Annotated in this window: 17 protein-coding genes and 1 pseudogene; 3 read left to right on the forward strand and 15 right to left on the reverse strand. The window is 35.8% G+C overall.

Translation table 11 applies throughout. From position 1 onward, the window contains the following. Positions 1 to 86 precede the first annotated feature (86 nt). The 13 genes and pseudogenes from ACTFWY_RS15500 to ACTFWY_RS15560 form a co-directional block, all read right to left on the reverse strand. Positions 87 to 1,502, reverse strand: a complete 1,416-nt coding sequence (locus tag ACTFWY_RS15500) for a PTS transporter subunit EIIC (protein WP_060804982.1) — start codon at positions 1,500 to 1,502, stop codon at positions 87 to 89. Beyond that, a complete protein-coding gene (locus tag ACTFWY_RS15505) occupies positions 1,495 to 1,797 on the reverse strand; it encodes a fibronectin type III-like domain-contianing protein (RefSeq protein WP_169038116.1) in 303 nt (100 codons plus the stop codon). Before ACTFWY_RS15505 ends, ACTFWY_RS15500 begins: the two co-directional genes overlap by 8 nt. Before the next feature lie 69 nt (positions 1,798 to 1,866). Continuing rightward, positions 1,867 to 2,106: pseudogene (locus ACTFWY_RS15510) on the reverse strand (glycoside hydrolase family 3 C-terminal domain-containing protein); the annotation flags it as partial. An 843-nt stretch (positions 2,107 to 2,949) separates the two neighbouring features. Further along, complete coding sequence (locus tag ACTFWY_RS15515; RefSeq protein WP_439927214.1) at positions 2,950 to 6,099, reverse strand: type I restriction endonuclease subunit R; 3,150 nt, start codon at positions 6,097 to 6,099, stop codon at positions 2,950 to 2,952. A gap of 12 nt (positions 6,100 to 6,111) precedes the next feature. Continuing rightward, positions 6,112 to 7,329 carry a restriction endonuclease subunit S gene (locus ACTFWY_RS15520; protein WP_002330870.1) on the reverse strand — a complete coding sequence of 406 codons (1,218 nt, stop codon included), beginning with the start codon at positions 7,327 to 7,329 and terminating at the stop codon, positions 6,112 to 6,114. Beyond that, a complete protein-coding gene (locus ACTFWY_RS15525) occupies positions 7,319 to 8,914 on the reverse strand; it encodes a type I restriction-modification system subunit M (RefSeq protein WP_002330869.1) in 1,596 nt (531 codons plus the stop codon). Before ACTFWY_RS15525 ends, ACTFWY_RS15520 begins: the two co-directional genes overlap by 11 nt. Positions 8,915 to 9,423: 509 nt before the next feature. Then, positions 9,424 to 10,206, reverse strand: a complete 783-nt coding sequence (locus tag ACTFWY_RS15530) for a hypothetical protein (RefSeq protein ID WP_002317770.1) — start codon at positions 10,204 to 10,206, stop codon at positions 9,424 to 9,426. A 64-nt stretch (positions 10,207 to 10,270) separates the two neighbouring features. Then, positions 10,271 to 11,107, reverse strand: coding sequence for a PRD domain-containing protein (locus ACTFWY_RS15535; protein WP_002298387.1), 837 nt, complete (start codon positions 11,105 to 11,107; stop codon positions 10,271 to 10,273). A 17-nt stretch (positions 11,108 to 11,124) separates the two neighbouring features. Next, positions 11,125 to 12,534 carry a glycoside hydrolase family 1 protein gene (locus ACTFWY_RS15540; RefSeq protein WP_002298389.1) on the reverse strand — a complete coding sequence of 470 codons (1,410 nt, stop codon included), beginning with the start codon at positions 12,532 to 12,534 and terminating at the stop codon, positions 11,125 to 11,127. Positions 12,535 to 12,547: 13 nt separating this feature from the next. Beyond that, the gene (locus tag ACTFWY_RS15545; protein ID WP_002298390.1) at positions 12,548 to 14,371 is read right to left on the reverse strand and encodes a beta-glucoside-specific PTS transporter subunit IIABC; all 1,824 of its coding nucleotides are present in this window, start codon (positions 14,369 to 14,371) and stop codon (positions 12,548 to 12,550) included. Positions 14,372 to 15,213: 842 nt separating this feature from the next. Continuing rightward, a complete protein-coding gene (locus tag ACTFWY_RS15550) occupies positions 15,214 to 15,540 on the reverse strand; it encodes a hypothetical protein (protein WP_002298394.1) in 327 nt (108 codons plus the stop codon). Between the two features lie 45 nt (positions 15,541 to 15,585). Beyond that, positions 15,586 to 15,948, reverse strand: a complete 363-nt coding sequence (locus ACTFWY_RS15555) for a zinc ribbon domain-containing protein (RefSeq protein WP_002298396.1) — start codon at positions 15,946 to 15,948, stop codon at positions 15,586 to 15,588. Positions 15,949 to 15,984: 36 nt separating this feature from the next. Continuing rightward, positions 15,985 to 16,200 carry a helix-turn-helix transcriptional regulator gene (locus ACTFWY_RS15560; protein WP_002298398.1) on the reverse strand — a complete coding sequence of 72 codons (216 nt, stop codon included), beginning with the start codon at positions 16,198 to 16,200 and terminating at the stop codon, positions 15,985 to 15,987. Positions 16,201 to 16,326: 126 nt separating this feature from the next. Here ACTFWY_RS15560 and ACTFWY_RS15565 point away from each other — a divergent pair, with 126 nt between their 5' ends. After that, positions 16,327 to 16,662, forward strand: a complete 336-nt coding sequence (locus ACTFWY_RS15565; RefSeq protein WP_002301912.1) for a helix-turn-helix domain-containing protein — start codon at positions 16,327 to 16,329, stop codon at positions 16,660 to 16,662. Between the two features lie 75 nt (positions 16,663 to 16,737). On the opposite strand, the gene ACTFWY_RS15570 is transcribed toward ACTFWY_RS15565, so the two are convergent. Further along, positions 16,738 to 18,735 carry a hypothetical protein gene (locus ACTFWY_RS15570; protein ID WP_002323107.1) on the reverse strand — a complete coding sequence of 666 codons (1,998 nt, stop codon included), beginning with the start codon at positions 18,733 to 18,735 and terminating at the stop codon, positions 16,738 to 16,740. A gap of 97 nt (positions 18,736 to 18,832) precedes the next feature. Next, entirely contained in the window at positions 18,833 to 19,108 is a 276-nt protein-coding gene (locus tag ACTFWY_RS15575) for a helix-turn-helix domain-containing protein (protein WP_002287723.1), read from the reverse strand. 231 nt (positions 19,109 to 19,339) lie between these two features. On the opposite strand from ACTFWY_RS15575, the gene ACTFWY_RS15580 reads away from it, so the two are divergent. Further along, positions 19,340 to 20,074, forward strand: a complete 735-nt coding sequence (locus ACTFWY_RS15580) for a helix-turn-helix transcriptional regulator (RefSeq protein WP_002287709.1) — start codon at positions 19,340 to 19,342, stop codon at positions 20,072 to 20,074. A 38-nt stretch (positions 20,075 to 20,112) separates the two neighbouring features. Continuing rightward, a complete protein-coding gene (locus tag ACTFWY_RS15585; protein ID WP_002287705.1) occupies positions 20,113 to 21,255 on the forward strand; it encodes a tyrosine-type recombinase/integrase in 1,143 nt (380 codons plus the stop codon). The last annotated feature ends 90 nt before the right edge of the window (positions 21,256 to 21,345 follow it).

Consider the following 21,345-nt stretch of genomic DNA (forward strand, 5'->3'; position numbering starts at 1 on the left):
CTCTTCGGGTTTTCGGTCTGTACTGAAATCAAGGTATTATTGGGAATCCCAGCTTAAATCATAGATACCGTAAGGGATTTTATTCTTTATTTAAAACTTTGCAACAGAACCTTATTTTTCCCGTAAAGGTAAGTTGCTCCAAATGAGACGACACAACTTGCTAGCATACAAATAAAGAATATTGGCCAGAATTCAAACGGAATAGACAAGAAACCAGGAATTCCACTGATACCAACAGAAGTTGCAATGACGTGTTGTGACGCCATAAATCCTCCAATTATTCCAGAGGTCAGAATGGAAACCACGAATGGGAATTTATACTTTAGATTAACCCCGAACATTGCTGGCTCAGTGATACCCATATAAGCAGACAAACCGGCAGCCAGTCCAACACCTTTCAACTTTTTATTTTGGATTAAGAAATTCATTGCAATAGCAGCAGAACCTTGTGCCAAACTTGACATGACTCCAATAGGCCAAATATAATCTCCACCGTTCGCCATCAATTGAATATGAACTGGTAAAAACGCATGATGCATCCCTGTCACGACTAATGGCGCAAGACCAATACCATAAGCAAATCCGCCAATAAATGGAACTTTTTGGAATAACCATACAATACCTGCGACAATCGTATTACCAATAGCAATTGTAATCGGCGCTATAATAATAAATGTTATAACACTAGTAAAAAGAATTGCAACTGGTGCAACAACCAACAGTTGGATTGTTTCAGGCACACGCTTTTTCAAGAATAGCTCTGTTTTAGCTAACACATAGCCGGAAACTAGAGCTGGCAATACTTGTGCTTGTAGTCCTATCTTAGAGATGGACAATCCAAAGATTGTCCAATGTGGAATATCTCCCGTGGTTACTGCTTGCCCGTAATTCCAGGCATTCATCAAATCTGGGTGTACAAAGACTAGACCTAACACAATCCCAAGAAGAGGATTTCCTTTAAAGTATTTTACAGTTGACCATGTTATTAACGCAGGCAGAAATTGAAAGGAAGTGTTTGCGATAAGATTTATCATATCAGCGACATCAGCAATATTAGGATATACTTCAATGAGTGACTGCTCAAAAAAGATTCCTGGGTTTGTTAATAAATTATTCAGTCCCATCAGTAAACCAGCTGTAACGATCGCTGGTAAAATCGGCACAAATACATCACCCAATATTTTAACTGCACGTTGAAACCAATTCAAATTCAACTCAGCCGCTACTTTTTTAACGTCTTCTTTGTTTGCCCCACTCAGCCCAGATTGGCTTATAACCTCTTCATAGATATCTGCTACTTTAGGACCGATAACAACTTGAAACTGTCCATTAGCATTGAAGGTACCCTTCACATCTTCCAGGTTTTCCAATCCTGCCTTATCAACTTTAGTGTCATCTCGCAAGGCAAACCTCAGACGTGTCACACAGTGAGTCAGTGCTGCAATATTCTCTTTTCCACCAACAAAGTTAATGATTGATTTAGCTTCTTCTTTATTACTCATTAATTCTTACCTCTATTTCTTCTTTATTAGTTAATGCTTGAGATGAATCATTGCCTACCATGATCCAATAAGCACCATCATCTATAATTTCGTTGAACTCTTCATCATAATACTTAAAATCTTTGTTTGTAAGTTCAAAAGAAACAGTCACACTATCCCCTGACTTAACAAAAACCTTCTTGTAGGCTACCAAGTCTTTTGTTGGTCTTATATAACGACCATATTGAGCTCCAATATATAGTTGAACAACCTCATAACCATCTCTACTTCCTTTATTTGAAACGGTAGTAGTCACCTTCCAACAGTTCTTACCCTTCTCTTTAATGCTAATTGGTGACATAGAAAAAGTGGTATAACTCAACCCATACCCAAAGGGAAATTGTGGTTCATTGGATACATCTAAGTATTTGGTCGTATTAAACTTTTCACTTGAATACGGTCTACCAGTATTGAAATAATTATAATAAATAGGGATTTGTCCTAAATGTCTCGGAATTGTTATTGTAAGCTTTCCGGCTGGGTTTATTTTGCCACAAAGGACGTCCAAAATAGCATTGCCAGCCTCTGCTCCTAGATGCCAAGCCTCAACTAATCCCTTACATATAGATTTTTAAATTACACACTAGTTTAAACTAAAACAAACAAGGAAAAACTTACCATTTAATCAAAAAATTAGCTCATATGAATATATTAGAATGTAAATTAGACTGGTCAAAATCTGGTCAAAAAAGAGGACGAATACAGGTAGTCCTCTTTTTTGTTATTTTGATATTCTAAATCATTTTTTATTGGATTATTCCCTTGTTCGATATAGACCCAAATTGATCTATCAATAATTATCAAACTGAGTCATATAGAGACAAAAATTTCAAAAATGACCTGTTAAATGGTCATCGAATATCATTTAAAATCAATACGACGGAGTCAGACACGGAGTCAAAACAAGCCCGCTGAGAGTAAAAAATATACAGTCCCATAGGTAAAGTGCCACAGGACTGTATATTTTTTTATTTGAGATTACCTGAAATGATTCCATTTAATTTTTATCTCATTTTTTCCTACTAGTTAGTATCAAATACTCTCCTATTTTCTCAATAAACTATTTTGGGTTACATGGTATCTGAAACAGCTAAAACCTTGTCATTATAGCAAAAAATCACTTTATCTCCGTTTCATTTCAGATACATTTCACTTAAGCGGATTCCAAAAAAACAAAAGAAAAAGGAACCCCTAGTTAGCCTATGCTTTTTATTGGTTCCTCTCAAAACACGGTCATATAACAACGGGGTGGGGTAAATGAATGAAAAAGGTGGAGGAAACATTATTCAATAGCTGTCTTAAATACTTCGTTATAAAATGTGAACAAATAAAAGACATCTATCCCTATTTTCTACACTTCCACTTGACTACCATCTTTGAATCGTACAATTTTCTTAACTCTTCTCGTTTACCTCAATTCATTCTCAAGTGGAATCAACTCATCATCTAACATTTTACGCCATGCTCGCTTCATTTCTTGTGGGTATTTAAATGGCTTCGCTTCTGGATGTTTGGCTTTATATCCTTCGTAATCCTTACTGTTGATAATTGCTTTCATATTAGGAATTGGATCTTCACCTGGTAGATATTGCAGATTAGAAGCATGTAATTCTTTCTCAGAAACAAACCACTCATTGGAAAAGACATGAATCAAATCATCACTCGCTTGTGTAAAATAGCGACGTTTAATGACAAAGATATCTTCATTACTATCTAAAGTCCCCACATCAAATGCATTTAAAATTTGTCGGTAAACTTCTTTGACTCCTTCTGTTTTATTCAATTTAGCCAAAGCTTTTTCAATTTCTTCTCGTGCATCTGAACTATTCGCAGCATAAGTTCCTAGTAATTGATCAATATAAGTTGAATCAATATCATACAACTTAGTGGTATTTTCACTATAAAATTCGATCGTTGAAAAATCTTCTCCTTCTTTTTCTGGTTCTTCCTCTATTAATGAACCCTTCACGGTCTCGTACACGCCAATTTGTTCTTCCAAAAGTTGAATTTGATTGTTCAAAGTTGGAGATTTCACCATGTCATCATTGTAATCGTCATAAGTCACTAACGATTCATAAGCACGATTCAATTCTTGAAATGCTTTGACGTACTCGATACGGATTTCAAGTGGCGTATGTTCATCAATGGATTCCATGGATGAAACCTCTTTTAACTTACCATATGCTTGTTTGAATCTTTTTTTGGATTCCTGATAACTTGGATAAATCAAACCTGATTCTTCTTTTGCTTTTGAATACAGTTTTGTCGCATCCTCGACATTCTTCTCCATTGTCGCTGGCTTACGAAACGTCACAATCAATCCTTTTGTCTTATCAGGATACGTACGATTCGTACGTGAAAAAGCTTGGATCAATCCTGCATACTCTAGATTACGATCCACAAATAGGGTTTGAATCGTAGGGGCGTCAAAACCTGTTAATAGACGATCCACTACAATCGCTAAATCGATTTGTTTCCCAAATTGTTTGAATTCCGCTCTTTTTCGTGCCAAACGATTATTGATGTCTCCGTTATAACGCTCAATGTCTGCTAATGACCAGGAAGTATCATAATACTGATTATATTCCTCAATAATTTTTTGCATTTCTTCTTGTTGGGCACTTGAATCTCGGCTATTTTCTTCTAATGAATAGGTAATAGCGATTCGTGGAAAATCAGGATCCTCCATCGTTCGTCCTTCACGAATGAGCTGATTGGGAAACTCTTTTGTTAACCAATCAGGCTCTTTCGTCATCTCTTTGATGGCCCGATAATACTTTTTGGCCATGTCAATGGAACTCGTGGTTAAGATTGCAGATTTCGTTGGCCTGCCATTTCGAAAATCAAATTTTGTATAGGCATTATCTGGACGGAACATTTTATGAATGACTTTTTGGATATGTTCATCTGCTTCAAAAACAGCTGGGTCCAAATAACTTTCTTTTTTGACAGGTTCCATTTGATCAATCATACGATTGATCTGTTCTGATGAATACTCTGCATATGTTTCTACTCCTTTTAATTTCCGATAGATTTTATTCTCTAGTGAAGTCGGCTCCACGGTGTTTTCATGCTCTACTTGAAATCCTAAGACAGAGCCATCTTCTAGCGCATTCTTAATGGTATAGGTATGCAAGACCTCTCCATACTGATCATGGGTTGTACGTGCCAATTGCCCTTTGGCTTGTTTCCGATTCTCAGGAAAAATCGGTGTACCTGTAAAGCCAAACCAAGTGGATTTCGGAAACATTTTTTTGATTTCTTCCATATTTTCAGCACTTAACGCTCGATGACACTCATCTACTACAAACACGATATGTTGGCCCATTAATTTTTGGAAGCGATTGGTTCCTTTTTTCTCTTCTTGTTTCTTTGCATATTTCAACGCCGCATCTAGTTTTTGACGGGTTGTAATGATTACAACATTTGCATTGGCATCTGCCAACAGGGTTTCACTTAATTCTTTGGCACTTCCCGTTCCAACGATCAAGCTATTCGCTTTGGCGTTCCCGGAAGAAATCCCAGTATTAAATTCCGAAGCAAATTTTGTAAACTCTGTGGTGGTTTGATTATCTAAATCTTTGCGGTCCACTAACATGATCGTTCGATCGATCCCCGATTTTCGTGCTAAAAGCTTAGTAGATACAAAACTAGTCAACGTCTTTCCTGAACCAGTCGCATGCCACACATACCCTGATTGATGTTTATTTGCGGCAATAAACAAGGCTTGAATCGCATGTACTTGATAAGGATGTAACACCATGAGGGTTTTATTGTCTTGATCTTCACTGACGATTGTATAATCCGCAATCAAACGATGAGCATCCGGGATATTTAACACTTGTTTACAAAACTCATATAAGTTTTCTACTTTTTCATTGTCTTTCGTTCGCCAACTAAATAAAAACTTAGGGTGCAAGTCTTTCGGTAAGGCATTTGCAAAATACCGAGTGGTTTGTTCATTGGAAACCACAAACAACTGTAAGGTCGAAAAGATATTGTTCCGAAACATACCTTCTTCTGCATATTTTTTGATTTGGTTAAATGCCTGATAAACACCATCTTTTGCAGTTACTTGTTTCAGCTCGATTTGGACAATCGGTAATCCATTGATTAATAAGGTGACGTCAAAACGTCGATCCCGTGCTTCTATGTTACTTCCACGTTTTGCAATTTGATGGACCACTTCATAAGTAGAGATTCCTCCACCAATGTCTTGATTGGAATAAAGGATAAGTGAGACAGAACCCAATTGCGAATCTTCCCGTTCAATCGTGATCCGAGCCATCCCATTTTCACCTTTTAACCATTTCGCAGCATCAAATGGGGTTTTCGTTCGCAGCAGTAATTCCGTTTTGATCGTTTCAAATTCTTTATCGGTCAAAGGAAAATCATTCAGTTCTGCTTGATTATTTGAGATAATTTTTTGGCGTAAATTGACCCAAAGGTCTTCTTCTGATTTTAGATCCGGACGATACGTCCACTGATTATGCCCTTCTCCAAGTACACGAATCAACTGTTCTTCGACTTCTGCTTCCTCACGGTGACTAATTTTCATTCTTCTTCCCTCCTAGACAAACATCTTTTGTAAGAAGCTTTTTTTCGTTTCTTTTAGTAAATCTAACTTACGTTGATGAAGAGCGATCGTATCATCTAGCTGTTTGAAGAAAGTACCGATTTTTTGTTGTTCATCCTTTACAGGAACCTTAACACTGATATTCTCAATATCAGAACTGTTATAAGAAGGCAATGCCCCTACTTGGGAGTATCTTGGCAAATTTATAGTTTCAAACAATATTTTACCAAAATAGATATCCCAAGTATTATTAAATAAATAAGCCATGGTATTGTTATCTATTAAGAAAGGGCTTGTGACCAAACGTTTTCTATTAAGCATTATTGCTGCGCCAACTTTAGCAAATATAATCGCTGGCACATCTTTTATTGGCTTCCATTTTTTACGCTCAATTTGCTCATTAGATACATAATGATTTGCATTTCTCATTTCATACTCATTACCAATGTTATTCATGTCGGAAACTTTAAAAAATGGAGTACCTTCAGAACCACCTTGCTCGGCATCAGGAAATCCAATTCCCGATTGAGTTTTACCTAATTCTCCCAACTTACGCTCTTCCCAATCTTCCGTAAAACCAGGAAACCGGATTTCTGGCACTTTTGCTCCGTTTTCAGGGAACATTTTTTGTAAGAATCCTTTTTTCGTTTCCTTCAGCAAATCTAACTTACGCTGATGAAGAGCGATCGTGTCGTCAAGTTGTTTGAAGAAGGTGCCGATTTTTTGTTGTTCTTCCTCACTAGGAAACATTGCTACTATATTTTTAAACTTTTTTAGAGACAGAACATGTTGACCTGTTCCCTCTGCTTGAATAGATAATTGTCGTTGGATTCCATTGTTAATACGTCTTAAGAAGAAGTCGGAATCAGCAGATTTTAAAGTAAATACAGGATAAAAATAGCTTATAATCCCTCTATCAATAATGTCATTACGGTTAAACACAAACACATCATTATCACTTCGACTACGGAACGTGAAATATCCTCTAGGTAGTACAAAGTAACCAATATTATTTTCTGTAGTTACTTGCCGATTTGCAAAATAGTCTTCTTGCAAAACTATCCCTTTTTGTTGAGATGAAGTTAGCATAGGAAATTGATTTTGTACACTTGTCTTTTCAACATAATCTACAACGAAGTCCCCCAACTTCCTCTGTTCCCAATCATCTGTAAATCCTGGGAAACGGATTTCTGGTTGTGTATCATTGCTCATGTTTGAACACCTCCAGCGCACCTTGTAACCACGCTTCATTTTCAGGTGTTGTTTGCAGGGAAGAGATAGCTTCTAAAAGTTTTTTTTCTAGCACTTGCTGTTCTTGTCGTATCTTCTTGATGTCATTTCCGACATGAACCATATCAATTGGTTCTTCTTCTTCGAAAGTATCTACATAGCGTGGGATATTTAAGTTATAGTCATTTTCTTTGATTTCATCAAAGGTTGCCAAATGAGCGTATTTCTCGACATCTTTTCTTTCAGCGTAGGTTTCGAGGATTTTTTGAATGTTTTCTTCCGATAGTTTATTTTGATTTTTCCCTTTAACAAATTCACGACTAGCATCAATGAATAATACATCTCGAGTTTGACGATTCTTCTTCAACACAATCACCGTCGTTGGAATCGATGTCCCAAAGAACAAGTTCGCAGGCATACCGATCACAGCATAAATACTGCCATCTTCTAGTAATTTTTGACGGATGACCCCTTCTGCAGCGCCACGGAATAAAACTCCGTGTGGTAAGACGATGGCCATGGTACCTGTTTCCTTCAAATGATAGAACCCATGAAGAAGAAACGCAAAATCTGCTTTGGATTTTGGCGCTAATTTCCCATAACGATTAAACCGAGAATCATCTAAGAAAGTCGTATCTGCTGACCAATTAGCCGAATAAGGTGGGTTCATTACTACTGCATCAAATGTGTAAGGTTCATCTGTTGGCCAGTCCTTATTCAACGTATCCCCATTGCGGAGATTCATTTCTTCGGCGTCGACACCATGTAAAATCAAGTTCATTTTTGCTAGATTGTATGTCGTTGTATTTAGTTCTTGCCCATGATATTTAACGTTATCTGGGTGTGTTAAGTAGTTACGTACGTTTAACATCAATGAACCTGAACCCATCGTTGGATCAAAAACACTAAAGAATCGTCGTTCCTTTTGATCGAGCGTTACGATTTGCGCCATCATATCAGAAACCATATGAGGTGTGTAAAATTCTCCGGCTTTCTTCCCTGCTTCTGAAGCAAATTGACTGATCAGAAACTCATACGCATCCCCGATCACGTCCCCATCGTGTTCTAAAACATCTACATCATTCAATTTCTTGATGACTTCGGTAATCGTCACATTTCGTTGTTGCTCATCTGTTCCTAGTTTTTTTGATTGGAGATCCACATCATCAAATAACCCATTAAATTGATTGTAGGTAGATGCCAATTGCACAAAGGCTTTGTTTAGATCGTTCAATTGGAACGTTGCTTGTTTTGCTTGATCCGCTAAGACGTTGAAAAGATACTCTGGTGCAATTGCATATCCCAAAATATCAACGATTGTGGCAATCAGATCTTCTTTTGATTCTTCATCTGAAAGTAATTCACGATACAACATTGTTTGTTTGCTTACTGTGTCATATTCCTCTAAGGATTCATCTGCTAAAAGAACCACTTGTTCCAACAATCGATCGGATAAATATTTATAGAAAATCAGTCCCAATAAATAATTTTTATATTCTGACGCATCCATTTTACTACGGAGATTATCTGCCGCACTAAATAATTTTTGATTTAATTCTGCACCCAAAAAGATACACTCCTATCTCTTATTTAAAGTTGCTATATACCCTCTTATTTTAGCATACCCCCTTTTATAAAAAGCAAAAAAAAAAAGAAAGAAACTTATTCTTGCTAATAAACTACGCGAAAGGAGTCTAACGTTGTTTGATATAACTTAGACTGATCGTTAACTTATTTTTTATATTTCTACATAGTTATCTTTAGAACCATTTCAGATACATATGAAACAATTACATATGATTTTTTCATAAAAAAACAGTACTGTCTAGTAGTATAAAATATACAAATTTCTTAAAAATTTTTTCACTAAAATCACTACCTGAAACAGTCTAAAACACTTATATATCAACGTTTAATGAAACTATCTCCGTTTCATTTCAGATACAAATAAATATAGTCGGGCTCCAAATCCGAAAAAAAATACCCCCAGTAGCTTATCCTAAGCTACTGGAGATGTATAAGTACGGTCATATAACAACGGGGTAGGGTAAATAAATGAAAAAGATGGAAGAATCATTATTCAATAACTTTTTTAAATACTTCGTTGTAATCAGTTACCTGTCCGTTCTTAAATACCACAGAATAATCTTTTTTCCCATTTTCAAGTAACCGAAGTGGAATGTCTTTACCAACTTGCTCTGTCACTGCATTACTGATACCTGTTAGATTAGCTAATAAATCTGATAAAGATTGAGCATCTGTAGAAATCTCTGTATCAGTATTTATCGTGATTCCTTTATCTTCATTTACAAGCTTCCAAGTAGGTGGTATAGCTGTGTATGTTTCGATGAATGAATCAATTCTTTCATCTATCGTCTTCCCAGTATCTACTTCTGTCTCATTACTCTTAGATGAATCGATTCTTTCATCCATCGTCTGCTCCGTAACTGCTTCTGTCTCATTATTCTCACCGGAAACTCTCTTCACACCCAAACTTATATATTGTCCATCTTTAGTGTGCATAGTTAAAATTCCCACGCTTTTACTAATAAATTCACTATAACCAGTTCTTTCAATAGAGACTTCAATGTATTTCACACTATCATACTCAAAAGAAAAATAGACATGTAAAAGCATTTTGTTGTTTACATCTACATAATAATCCTTTGACTCTACTTGAGACCTTCCTATACGGAATACAGCTTTACTGTCTGATATCTCTATACCAGCATCCTTATTATTAATCTGCCAATCTCCAAGTAGCTCTTCTGGCAAGCTAGTAGTTTCTTGTGAACACTTTACCACTTCACTGGTAGAGGTCGAAACATTCACCTCCGCACTGTTAGAAGAATTTTCCAAGGAATCAGGAGCCTTAGCACAACCAACAAGTCTTTATATATTGTGCAGCCGATATTTTCTTCATTCAGTACACCCTTGAAATATGCAGTGTTAGATAAAGCAGTTCGTCCTGATTTGCTGAGGCACCCATCTCTTCTTGAACGTACTCCTTGATTTTCAAGGCCGCCCGATACTCTTTCGGAAAACGCTGCTTCACTGAAGCCAGCAAAAAATCATCCTTCTCCGGCAACTCTTCCTTCTTAATCATTCGGGCAATAAAAAACTGTAAATGCGTCACAAATCTTAAGTAAAGCATCGAATCTTTATCAACCTTTTTTTCGGGAAACAGATATCCTAGCATAGCCAAGATATCCTTTAGTGCTCTTACCGAGAGCATGGTTTCTTCCATATTTGCTTGTTCACTTTGGGCATTTACAATGTGAAACGCAATGTTTCCAGCCTCCTCTTCTGGCAACTGAACATTCATTTTTTTGTTGATCAATTGGATAGCATAGCAGCCGATCTCAAATTCTTTTGGGTAATACTTTTGAATTTCAATCAGCAGGCGATTTTGAAAAACAATGCCTTTTTGACTGCGTTCAATGGCATGCTTCAAGTGATCAACCAAGGTAAAAAATAGACTTTTATTCAGCTTAAAGTCAAACTTGGCGTTGGCATAATCGATAATTCGCTTGACGCAAATAATTAGATCATCCGGAGCAGCCTCAAACAGTTTAATGTAATCCTTTTTTAGAGCATCAGAAAGTGAATCTAATTTAAATACTTTTTGGATTTTGTCAGCCGGAACCAAATCGCCTTTCTTTAGTTGAAATCCAATCCCTTTCCCCATCAAAATTACTTCTTTGCCTTGCTTATCTAAGCAAAGAATTAAACTGTTGTTTAACGTTTTAATTACTCTCATTAGATTCACCGTTCTCTCTAAGCTAAGCCATTTCTTGCGATTACTTTTTGATACCAAAAGAAGCTTTCTTTTTTTATTCGTTTTAATTCTTTAAGATTCTCATCGGTTCGGTCAACATATATAAAACCATAACGCTTATTGAAGCCTTGATGGGTACTAACAACATCAATCGCTGACCAAGGTAAATAACCAAAAACATCTACACCATCTGTTAAAGCTGCTTGAATAGCCAGAATATGTTTGGCTAGATAATCAATTCGATCCTGGTCATTAATTCGTCTATCTTCCTCAACTATGTCGGGTGCCCCATAGCCATTTTCAGTAATTAAAATAGGTAAATCATAGCGATCGTACAATTTCCTCAATGTTAATCGTAGTCCAGTAGGGTCAACTACCCAGCCATATGGCGTTTTATCTACATAAGGATTTTCAGCTGCCCGGTAGACACCTTCTTCTCCCAACATGATCTGTTGATCCCCCGCTCTAGCGGAAACATCTGATCCGTCATTTTTGCTGGCAGCGATGGTGGCAGTTGAATAATAATTAATCGCAATAAAATCGGGTTTACCGGAGGATAAAATTGCCTGATCCTCTGCCTCAATTTTAGGATATAATCCACGATCATTCAAATAGTTTTCAAACAAATAATTGTATTTTCCCCGAACTGCTACATCTAAGAAAGACCAGCCTCTCAATGTTTCCCAATTATGGGCTGCAATTGCATCTTCTGGACTGGAGGTAGCTTGATACATAGCCGTTAAATTGATTGCTGGACCGATTTTTCCTTTAAGATTCAACTGATGATACAAGTGAATTACTCTAGCTTGAGCTAATAAAACATGGTGATTAATTTGAAAGAGTTCTTTTTTTGAAGGCAGCTCTCCACTTGGTGGCAAACCAATCGCTCCAGGATGAAGGATCATCGTGTTTTGCTCATTAATTGTCAGCCAATAGTTCACCTTGTCACCATACTCAGTAAGCAATACCTGTACATAGTCCACAAAATAATCGATAGTTGCTCGATTTAACCAACCGCCCTGCTCCTCTAGAAAATAAGGTAAATCGAAATGGTACATGGTGACAATCGGTTCGATTCCCTGATTCAGGCATTCATCAATTACTTGATGATAAAAAGAAATTCCCTTTTGATTGGTTTTATTATTTTCAATATCCATAATTCGCGTCCAAGCGATGGAAAAGCGAAAAGCTTTTAAGCCTAATTCTTTAAACAGCTGTATATCTTCTTTATAGTGATGGTAAAAATCCGAGGCAACTTCAAAATTAGCTACCCCTTCTGTATGCTGATACTTGTCAATAATAGACGGTTGTTTCCCATCCTCCTGATAGGCACCCTCTGCCTGGTAGGCACTAATGGAGGCACCCCATAAAAACTTCTCTGGAAATGCTGAAAGCTGTTTGTATTGCACAAAAATCCTCTCCTTAACTAATTTGCATCAATGGTTCGTGTTCCTTTAAGCTTCCGCTTGCTTCACTAATTCCTGCGTAATTTTCACTGTTGGTCACTACCACAATCACTGTATCATCGTAGCCAGCGTTTCTAATGGCAGCGAAATCGGCGTTGATTAATAATTGTCCTGCTGACACCTGATCTCCTGCTTTTACAAATACTTCAAAGGGTTCCCCTTTTAAATTCACGGTGTCGATCCCCACATGGATCAATAATTCAATACCTTCTTTAGAACGTAGACCAATCGCATGTTTAGATTCTAAAATAGTAATGACTTCTCCCTCAACAGGTGAATAAATGCTGTTTTCTTCTGGATGAATGGCTACGCCCTTTCCCAATAGTCCCTTAGAAAAGACAGCATCGTTCACTTCAGAAATAGGACACACGGTTCCTTTTACCGGATTTTCAACAATGACTGCTTCGGCTATTGCCGTTTGCTCTGATTCATCAGAAGTATCGTCAAATCCAATTAGATAAGCAATGATAAAGGTTGCAACAAAGGCGATTACACACGTAATAATTGCGTGAACAATATTCATTGGATTTTCTCCAATAAAGGCTGGTAAGGCTGCTAAGCCAGGGGAAACAAAGGCATATCTGACTAAACCGCTCAAGCCAGCATACAAACCAGCAATTGCACCACCAATCATGGAAGCAACTAATGGTTTTTTCAGCTTCAAGGTTACTCCATAGAGTGAAGGCTCAGTAATTCCCATTAAAGCAGTGATCCCAGTGGACACAGCTAGCTGCTTCAACTCTTTGTTTTTAGTTTTCGCGGCTACAGCAAAGGTAGCACCTGATTGAGCAATATTAGAAGCCAGCATTCCTGGCCCATTGATCATTTCAGAACCCGTACTGCTCAATTGCATAGTAGCGATTGGCGTCATTGCCCAAGCTGTACCCGTAACCACCAAAAATGGCTGCAAACCACCCATCAAAAATGGAATTAACCAAGCTGCTTTGCCGTTAATCCATTCAGCCCCCATTGCTATAAGATCGTTCAGCAACGTTCCAAACGGTCCAATGACAACCAACGCTAAAGGCCCCATAATTAAAAATACCAGCATCGGCTTAGTAAAGAATTTAATAAACGAAGGCGAAATTCGATCCGCAAAGGGCTCTACATAGGACATGATCCAAACAGTAAAGATAATCGGTAAAACTGATCCCGCATAATCTGCAGCTAATACCGGAATTCCTAGAAAAGAAACGGCATCGCCAGTAGAAAAAAGCTGTGAAATATTTGGATGAAGCAAAATGCCAGCAACAGTAATCGCCAAAATTGGGTTGACATCAAACTTTATGGCTGCCCCATAGGCTAATAGTACTGGCATAAAATAAAAGGCTGCATCAGCAATAGTATTCAAAATGATGTAAGTTTGACTACTGTCTGATAGTACACCAGTCAAAGTCAAGACGGCCAAAATGGCTTTTACCATCCCGGCACCTGTTATAGCTGGAATCATCGGTGTAAAGGTGGTAGAAATGACACTAATCAATCTTGAAATAATACTTTCTTGATTGTCTGAAGAGGGGCCCTTTTTAATTGAAGTTCCCACTTCCTTTTGAATTTCCTTGAAGGCTGTTTGGACTTCATTGCCAATCACCACTTGGTATTGTCCACCGCTATCCACCACACTAATTACACCAAGTGTTTTTTCTAAGGCTTTCGTATCGGCTTTCCTTTTATCTTTGAGTTCAAAACGCAGTCTGGTGGCACAATGGGTTAAGCTGACCACATTTTCTTTTCCCCCAACCTGTTGCAATACATTTCTTCCTACTTCTCTGTAATCCATTATTCTCTCTCCTTAAAGCAGTAAAAAAGACCAAGTCAAACCACGCCCCAATCAACATTGAAGTGTTAGTTTGTCTTGGTCTTGCCTGCATAATCAGTAACATGCCAATAACGTTATTTTGCTGTAATCCAATAATAGCACATTATGATAGCGCAATCAACAGGGAATTTAATTTTTTATCTTTTCGTTTGACCGTATAGGGTAATATAACAGTTAGATCACATCAACTAGGGTATATCTGCGTATACTTACTGCTAAAATAAGTATATCTAATATTAACTATACCAGTAAAACCATTCCTACATAACCAGCGGGAAATTCCCAAAATCGTGAAAGCATCAAAAATGCATATAACGGATCACACAACTTCAACAATTCTGCTCTTGGGAAAAATTGATGAATTTGGTGAGTAAAGGATGGAATAAACAGCATTCCAACAATATAGGCAACAATAGTGATACTTGTTTTTTTGGTAAAAATCAGTAAGCAATAGCCAATTTCAATCATTCCGAGATATAAAGGTATCGATAGAATGATTTGGGCTAGTATTCTTAAAAATTAACTAGCAAATGTTTAAACTGATTTATTTCTAATCTACATGTAGTAAGTATTTCAATTCCACCAATTATCAATAAAAATACCAAACATATCCATAATAATTTTTTCTTTTTCATTTCTTTTATATTGTTATAACAGTGAATAACATAAAAATTCCCGACAATCATTGTAATATTTTTTTGTCACCTGTATTAGTATTTAATTTATAGGAAACTATAAAAACTCCCTAGTGAATTTACACCTTTGGGAGTTCCTGTTTGGACGGTATGCATAATACATTTAAATCAATTTAACATTAACACCTCAGCATATGGTATCTCCACATATATACGGTCTTTCTTTGGATAGTACTCAATATTTATGTTGATAGCACTTCCATTGTCTAATATAGCTTTAGCCCGGTATGTGTTATCTCCATTTTCATGAGTAATCGTCACATCATCACATGATCGATTTAAGTTGTACTGTTCTTGTAAAATCTGTGTTACCAATGGTTTTGATGACTTCTCTAATCCAGATGTACCTGTCATTTTTGAAAAAATAATACCTATAATAGCCAAGACAACAATACCTATAATGACAAACTTCTTGTTCATATTTACTTTATTCAACTTTTTATCTCCTATCTCCAAAATAATTTGCTCTTATCCCTCTTATCAGTACATTGACATCCCTAAAAGTACACCAAAGATTGCTCCAGCTACCCCTGCTATCATCAAAATCGTACCCATTTTCTCATCTTTTTCTCGATATAAGTAGCCCATAATAACAGCAACAGCACCAAATACAACAGGAATAAATGCTAACGATACTACCATAGAAATCCAACCAATAATCAAATACAGCTTCCCTGTCTCTTGTCCATGTACGATTTGTTCCTTCATTTCATTAATTGTCTGCTCAGTACTTTTCTTTACTGTGTCTGTTCCGGTTGTCTCATCTGTTTCTTGTAGTGCTCCACAAAACTGGCAATACTTACTTTCATCTGTTATTTCTTTGCCACATTTTCTACAATACATGTCTTCTCCTCCTAAAATCATTCAATTGCTTATTAGTTAACTGTTTACTTTATTAAATACATCAGAAAACAGCTCATTCATTGGTACACTTAATATCTCAGAAAGCATCTTCATTTGATAGGGTTTAGGAATCGTTCTCCCTGTTTGCCACGAACTTACACATTGCTGTGTAACATTCATTTTTTTTGCTAACTCCGTTTGAGAAAGTCCTTTTTCTTTTCTGTATCGGCTGAGATTACTTACTTTTTTCATGATTCTCCCCTCCTGTTTTATTATATACAACAATATGATGTATTTCAACTCATAAAATATAAAAAACTTCAAATACCATTACAAATACAACAACTTGTTGTACTATACTGAGATGGGGGTGTATTAATGAAACAGAAACAATATGCAAAGGTCATTAGAGAAAAGCGAAAAGCTCTCGGGTGGACACAAAAAGAATTAGCTGAAAAAATCTTCTCTACACAACAGGCAGTAGCAAGATGGGAAAATTCTGTAACAGAGCCTAACCTCGATAGCTTAACAGCTCTTTCTAGAGCCCTAGGAACCCCTGTAAGCCATTTTCTAGACAATGTTGTCGTAGATTATGAGGAAGAGTTTTTGGCTCTCTATCGTTCTCTTAGCACTGAAGATGCAGTTCGAACAATTGACTATATGAAGCTATTAAAAAGGCAAGAAAATGAACGCAATCAGCTATTGAAAGATTGAAAAATAAATAACCCACCGAACTTTAACGGTGGGTGTATTGAGATGAAATAAGATTAAGAGCTATGGATAACCTGTCTAGTTTAATACAATTGGGTCTTTTCTCTTCCTTACTCTCCGTCCATCATCTCTTGTTACACTTGTAAATTGATACAGAGGAACTATCCCAGCTCCTGATAATATCAATTCTTTTATTGTTTCATCTATCCCTGCCCCTTTCGCTAAATATATTAAAAAACTACTACTTGCTTTCACATTGTATAGTTTCTTAATATCCTTAGAAGCTCGTTCAAGAGTGAATCCTTGTTTAACAAAGTAGCCTCTGTTTTTTATTAAAGCATTTTTCACGCTGTTATCCCCAACATTACGTAGGCGTTCACAAACAGTGTTAATAAGTTCTTTCTCTGTCATTAGATATGTCCCTTGCCACGATAAGCCCTGTAAAACTTCATGTGCTTCATCTAAAATCAATTGTTTTTCCTTGCTGAGTTCTGATCGGGAATTTTGAGGAAATACTCTTTTAGCCTCTTTTTCGTTAAAACATATCTTAACCCATTCATAAGAAAAATATTGATATGTAAAATGAATTTTTTCCAGAAGTGGAAGGATATCTTCATTCAATTTTTGAATCACAGAAGTTGCATTAAAAACGTCTAATCGATAGACATTGCTTCTCTTATGATTAAAGTTTCCTAACGCTTTCTCTTCCTTTAACCTATTTAGGTATTCGAGCATCTTCAAAGGAACATCTTCATCATCTAATTTTTTTATCAATCCTATAAAAGTCATAAGTGATAGTAACTTATTACATTTATCTATGTCATAAGTTTTACCATAGTAAGAACTCATTTTTTTAGCTAATTGTTCCCCCGACAAAATACAAGTCACACTTTCCTTACTATCATCAAAAAAATTAACATCAGAAAGCAAGACATCATAGACACGTCGCATTTCCTCTAGATAATTCCTTATTGTCCTGAAAAGTTTGTCTTTCATTGATTCAAGAGTGTCAAAAAGTACTTTTGATTCCTCTTTCAATTTTCGAAAATGTGTAGGATACAAGTCTAGGTTCTCTAATAGCCAATTAAATGTTTCTACCCGACTGTCTTTCTTTAAAATTAGCATCACAACTCCAATAAAATTTTCACTGATATCACAATTACTGGAATGACAATAAAAAATGGAATGCCCAGTTTTACTGGTAAAAATACTAGCAGAGGGATTATGATCGTTGTGAAACAGACATCTTAAGTTTTTACTTGACTTAAGTAATTTATTCATATCAATGGTTAACAATCTTTCATAAATCTCATTAAAAGACATGTCGGAGGAATCAAACAGGCAGTCTTTAAACCACTGTTTCATTTCTTCTTTGTCGTCATTTTTTATCAACTTAACAAAATCGGTTTCATTGACTAGTTCATACTCTCTCCCTGAATCACTTTGACAATTTTTAGAACATGTCATGGTAAAATCAATCGGAAGCTCAGTAATATCTAACATGTTGTCTTCATTAATTATTATCACTGCATCTGACTTATATCCTCCAAAAAACATTCTATTCGAAGCATTTACATTGTCATCACACCCGGGGATGTTCTTTTTCAAGTATTCGTAAACAGCAACCATTTTACCATAGTCAGTAATTGCTTCTTTTAATAGAAAGACAATCTTGTATTTTTCTAGATTTTCAGAGTACCGAATACTTTTTTGTATCGCAAACGCAGAATTATGAACTAAATTGATAGATAAAACCTTTTCTACGCTTAAGTATCTACTATCATCTTTACTCAAATCTACTACCTTCCCCTTCTCATCTTTAACAGTGTTATCGACATCCAGAATAATTACTCTGGTTTCCACAAAACTCTCCTTGTCATTGCCTTTATTCTTTGTCTTGCTTGGAATAAATGATTGTGATGAATTTAGTATCTCTACAAACTCATCTCTTGTAACTTCTCTATAGTTATCTAAACACCTATCTCTTACATCAGTTTTTTCTTTTTTTGTAACTGGCTTCTCTAATAATTTTTCTTGATCTACATAAATTGGAATATTAATCATTGATGTTTCCATTTGTGTTTCCTCCTTATAAAATTCTGTTAAAGACTAAAACATACAGATAATAAAAACAAACTCTTTATTACTATATGTTTTAGTCTTATTTGTTTACTCAACCTTTATACCGTTCCATGAAACTATCAATATCAGATTTTTTAAATCTAATGACCGTATCAATTTTTATAACAGGTAACCCGTATTGAGAAACATATTTTCTAATCGTTCCTACTGATACACCTAGATATTCACTTGCCTGCTGATAGTCCATATACTCTAGAGTGACTCCAGAAATAATGTCTTCTAGCATAGGCTTTAGCACTGTAATTATCTCTTTCACTTGTTGTTCAACTTGTATAGAAACAATGCTATCAATGATTTGTAGAGACATATTTCCCCCTCCTTTCGTGATTGCTTGAACAAATTTTCTAAGAATTATCTTCGTATTTTTTGCTCAAAATAAAAGTATTTTGTTATTAACCGATTAATCAAACAAAAAATGATTACCAGTTCATCGACATACACATAATACCTCGATAAAAAAGGGGTGTCAACATCTTTGTAAAATTTATTTACAACACCCCTTTTTTGAGGTATACTAATTTTAGGAGGTGTGGTCAATATGATAAAACGTCCACCAATAAATTATTTAGAACGAAAAAAGATACTCGGAACAAAAATAAAAGCTATAAGAAAGAGTAAAAAATTAACACAACCAGCATTTGGTCTTATGATTAACAACGGTCAATTAATTGACAAAAAAACTATCTACGAATGGGAGAAGGGAACCTATTTACCAATACCAGAGCGATTATCCCGAATTGCTGATTTGGGAAATATGAGTATAGAGGAGTTAGTTTGTGGCAATGTAGAAGAATATATTTTGGGAATTATTCTTTATAGAGATAGCATTGTACTAGATGGTATAACATTTCCAGATAAAAACCTGTTCCAGCATCTTCGTCAACAGTTCCCACCAGTACACTCTAATTTAGATACATGGCTGGATAGATATTCCAAATTAGAACCAGAGATGCAAGAATTTATTGCTAACAAGACTTGTAATAAAGTTAAAAATGAAAAAATTAGTCTTTTCAATATCTTAAAAATAGAAGAATTATTCATCAATGCTATTGTAGAAGAATTTGACAATAACATTCTTTTCCTCACTAGCAGTATAGAAGAACTACTAGAAAGAATGGTAGATGAATGGCTACCTATTCAATTGAAAGACATGTCTTATCCCGAAGAAGCTGTGAGAGAAATTACTGATAATATAAACAAGCTAGAACAAACGATTTCATCAATTGGGAAAAAATACACTAAGAAAAAAATGAAGGGAGGTGATACCATCTAGTGGTAAGTACTCCTTGTAAACTAAGAGGAGATGATTTAATGGCAAAAATATCAAAGTACAAAAAGAAAAACGGTCAAGTGGCGTGGATGTATAAAGGACACATTGCCACCGATCCACGAACTGGTGAAAAAATAAATACTACGAGAAGAGGTTTTAGTAGCAAACAAGAAGCTCAAAAAGATTATGACGAGTACAGACATCAAATATTATACGGTGTTAAAAAGAAAGCACCTGATATGACATTTGAAGACCTGTATAATGAATGGATAACTCATCAGCGTACCAGTGTTAAAGCTTCAACAATCGCAATCTCAGTAAGATACGCAAATAATCAAATACTTCCAGCATTTGGTAAGCTTAAACTATCGAATATCTCTGTCCCATATTGTCAAAAAGTGGTAGATGAATGGCACAGTAAATATGAAAGTTACGATTATATGAGAAAACAGACTGCACAAATTTTACGCTACGGGGTTGCAATGCAATATATTGACAATAATCCTATGGAAAAAACACTTCTTCCACGAAAAAAAGAGTATGAGAAAAATCGTAAATTTTACTCAAAAGAGGAGCTTAATAATTTACTGGATGCTTTTAAAGATTTTGGTAACATGAAACAATACGCCTTCTTCAGATTATTGGCATACACAGGTATGAGAAAGAGTGAAGTACTCGCTTTACAGTGGAAAGACATAGACACGTTTAATAAAGAACTACATGTCAATAAAACTCTTGCTGTAGATGAATTTGGTAAAGTTATAATTCAATCTCCGAAAACAAGAGCTTCTAGACGAGTTATCTCTTTAGATACTGAGACTCTTTCTATCCTCAACAACTGGAAATTACAGCAAAAAGAAGAGTATTTAAAACTTGGATACAATACTAGCTCTAAAGAGCAACATGTTTTTACAACAGTTAAAAACACTCTATACATTCCAAACACTGTTAATGATTGGTTAAGATATATTTTGAAAAAATATAACTTGCCTCGTATTACACCTCATGGGTTTAGACATACACATGCTAGTTTATTATTAGAAGCAGGAGAATCTGTCAAGGTAGTTCAACAACGATTAGGGCATGAAAATAGTAAAGTGACATTAGACATCTATGCACATATTACAAATAATGCACCTAAGAAAACAGGTCAAGACTTTGCTGATATGATGGCTCATCAGTAAAAGAGCTGGTCAAAATCTGGTCATTTCTAGTATACAGGCAAAACAAAAAAGCTAGAACCCTTATATATCAAGGGTTCTAGCTCCTATAAC

It is taken from the genome of Enterococcus sp. 125944, assembly GCF_051909435.1.
Taxonomy (GTDB): Bacteria; Bacillota; Bacilli; order Lactobacillales; family Enterococcaceae; genus Enterococcus_D; species Enterococcus_D gallinarum.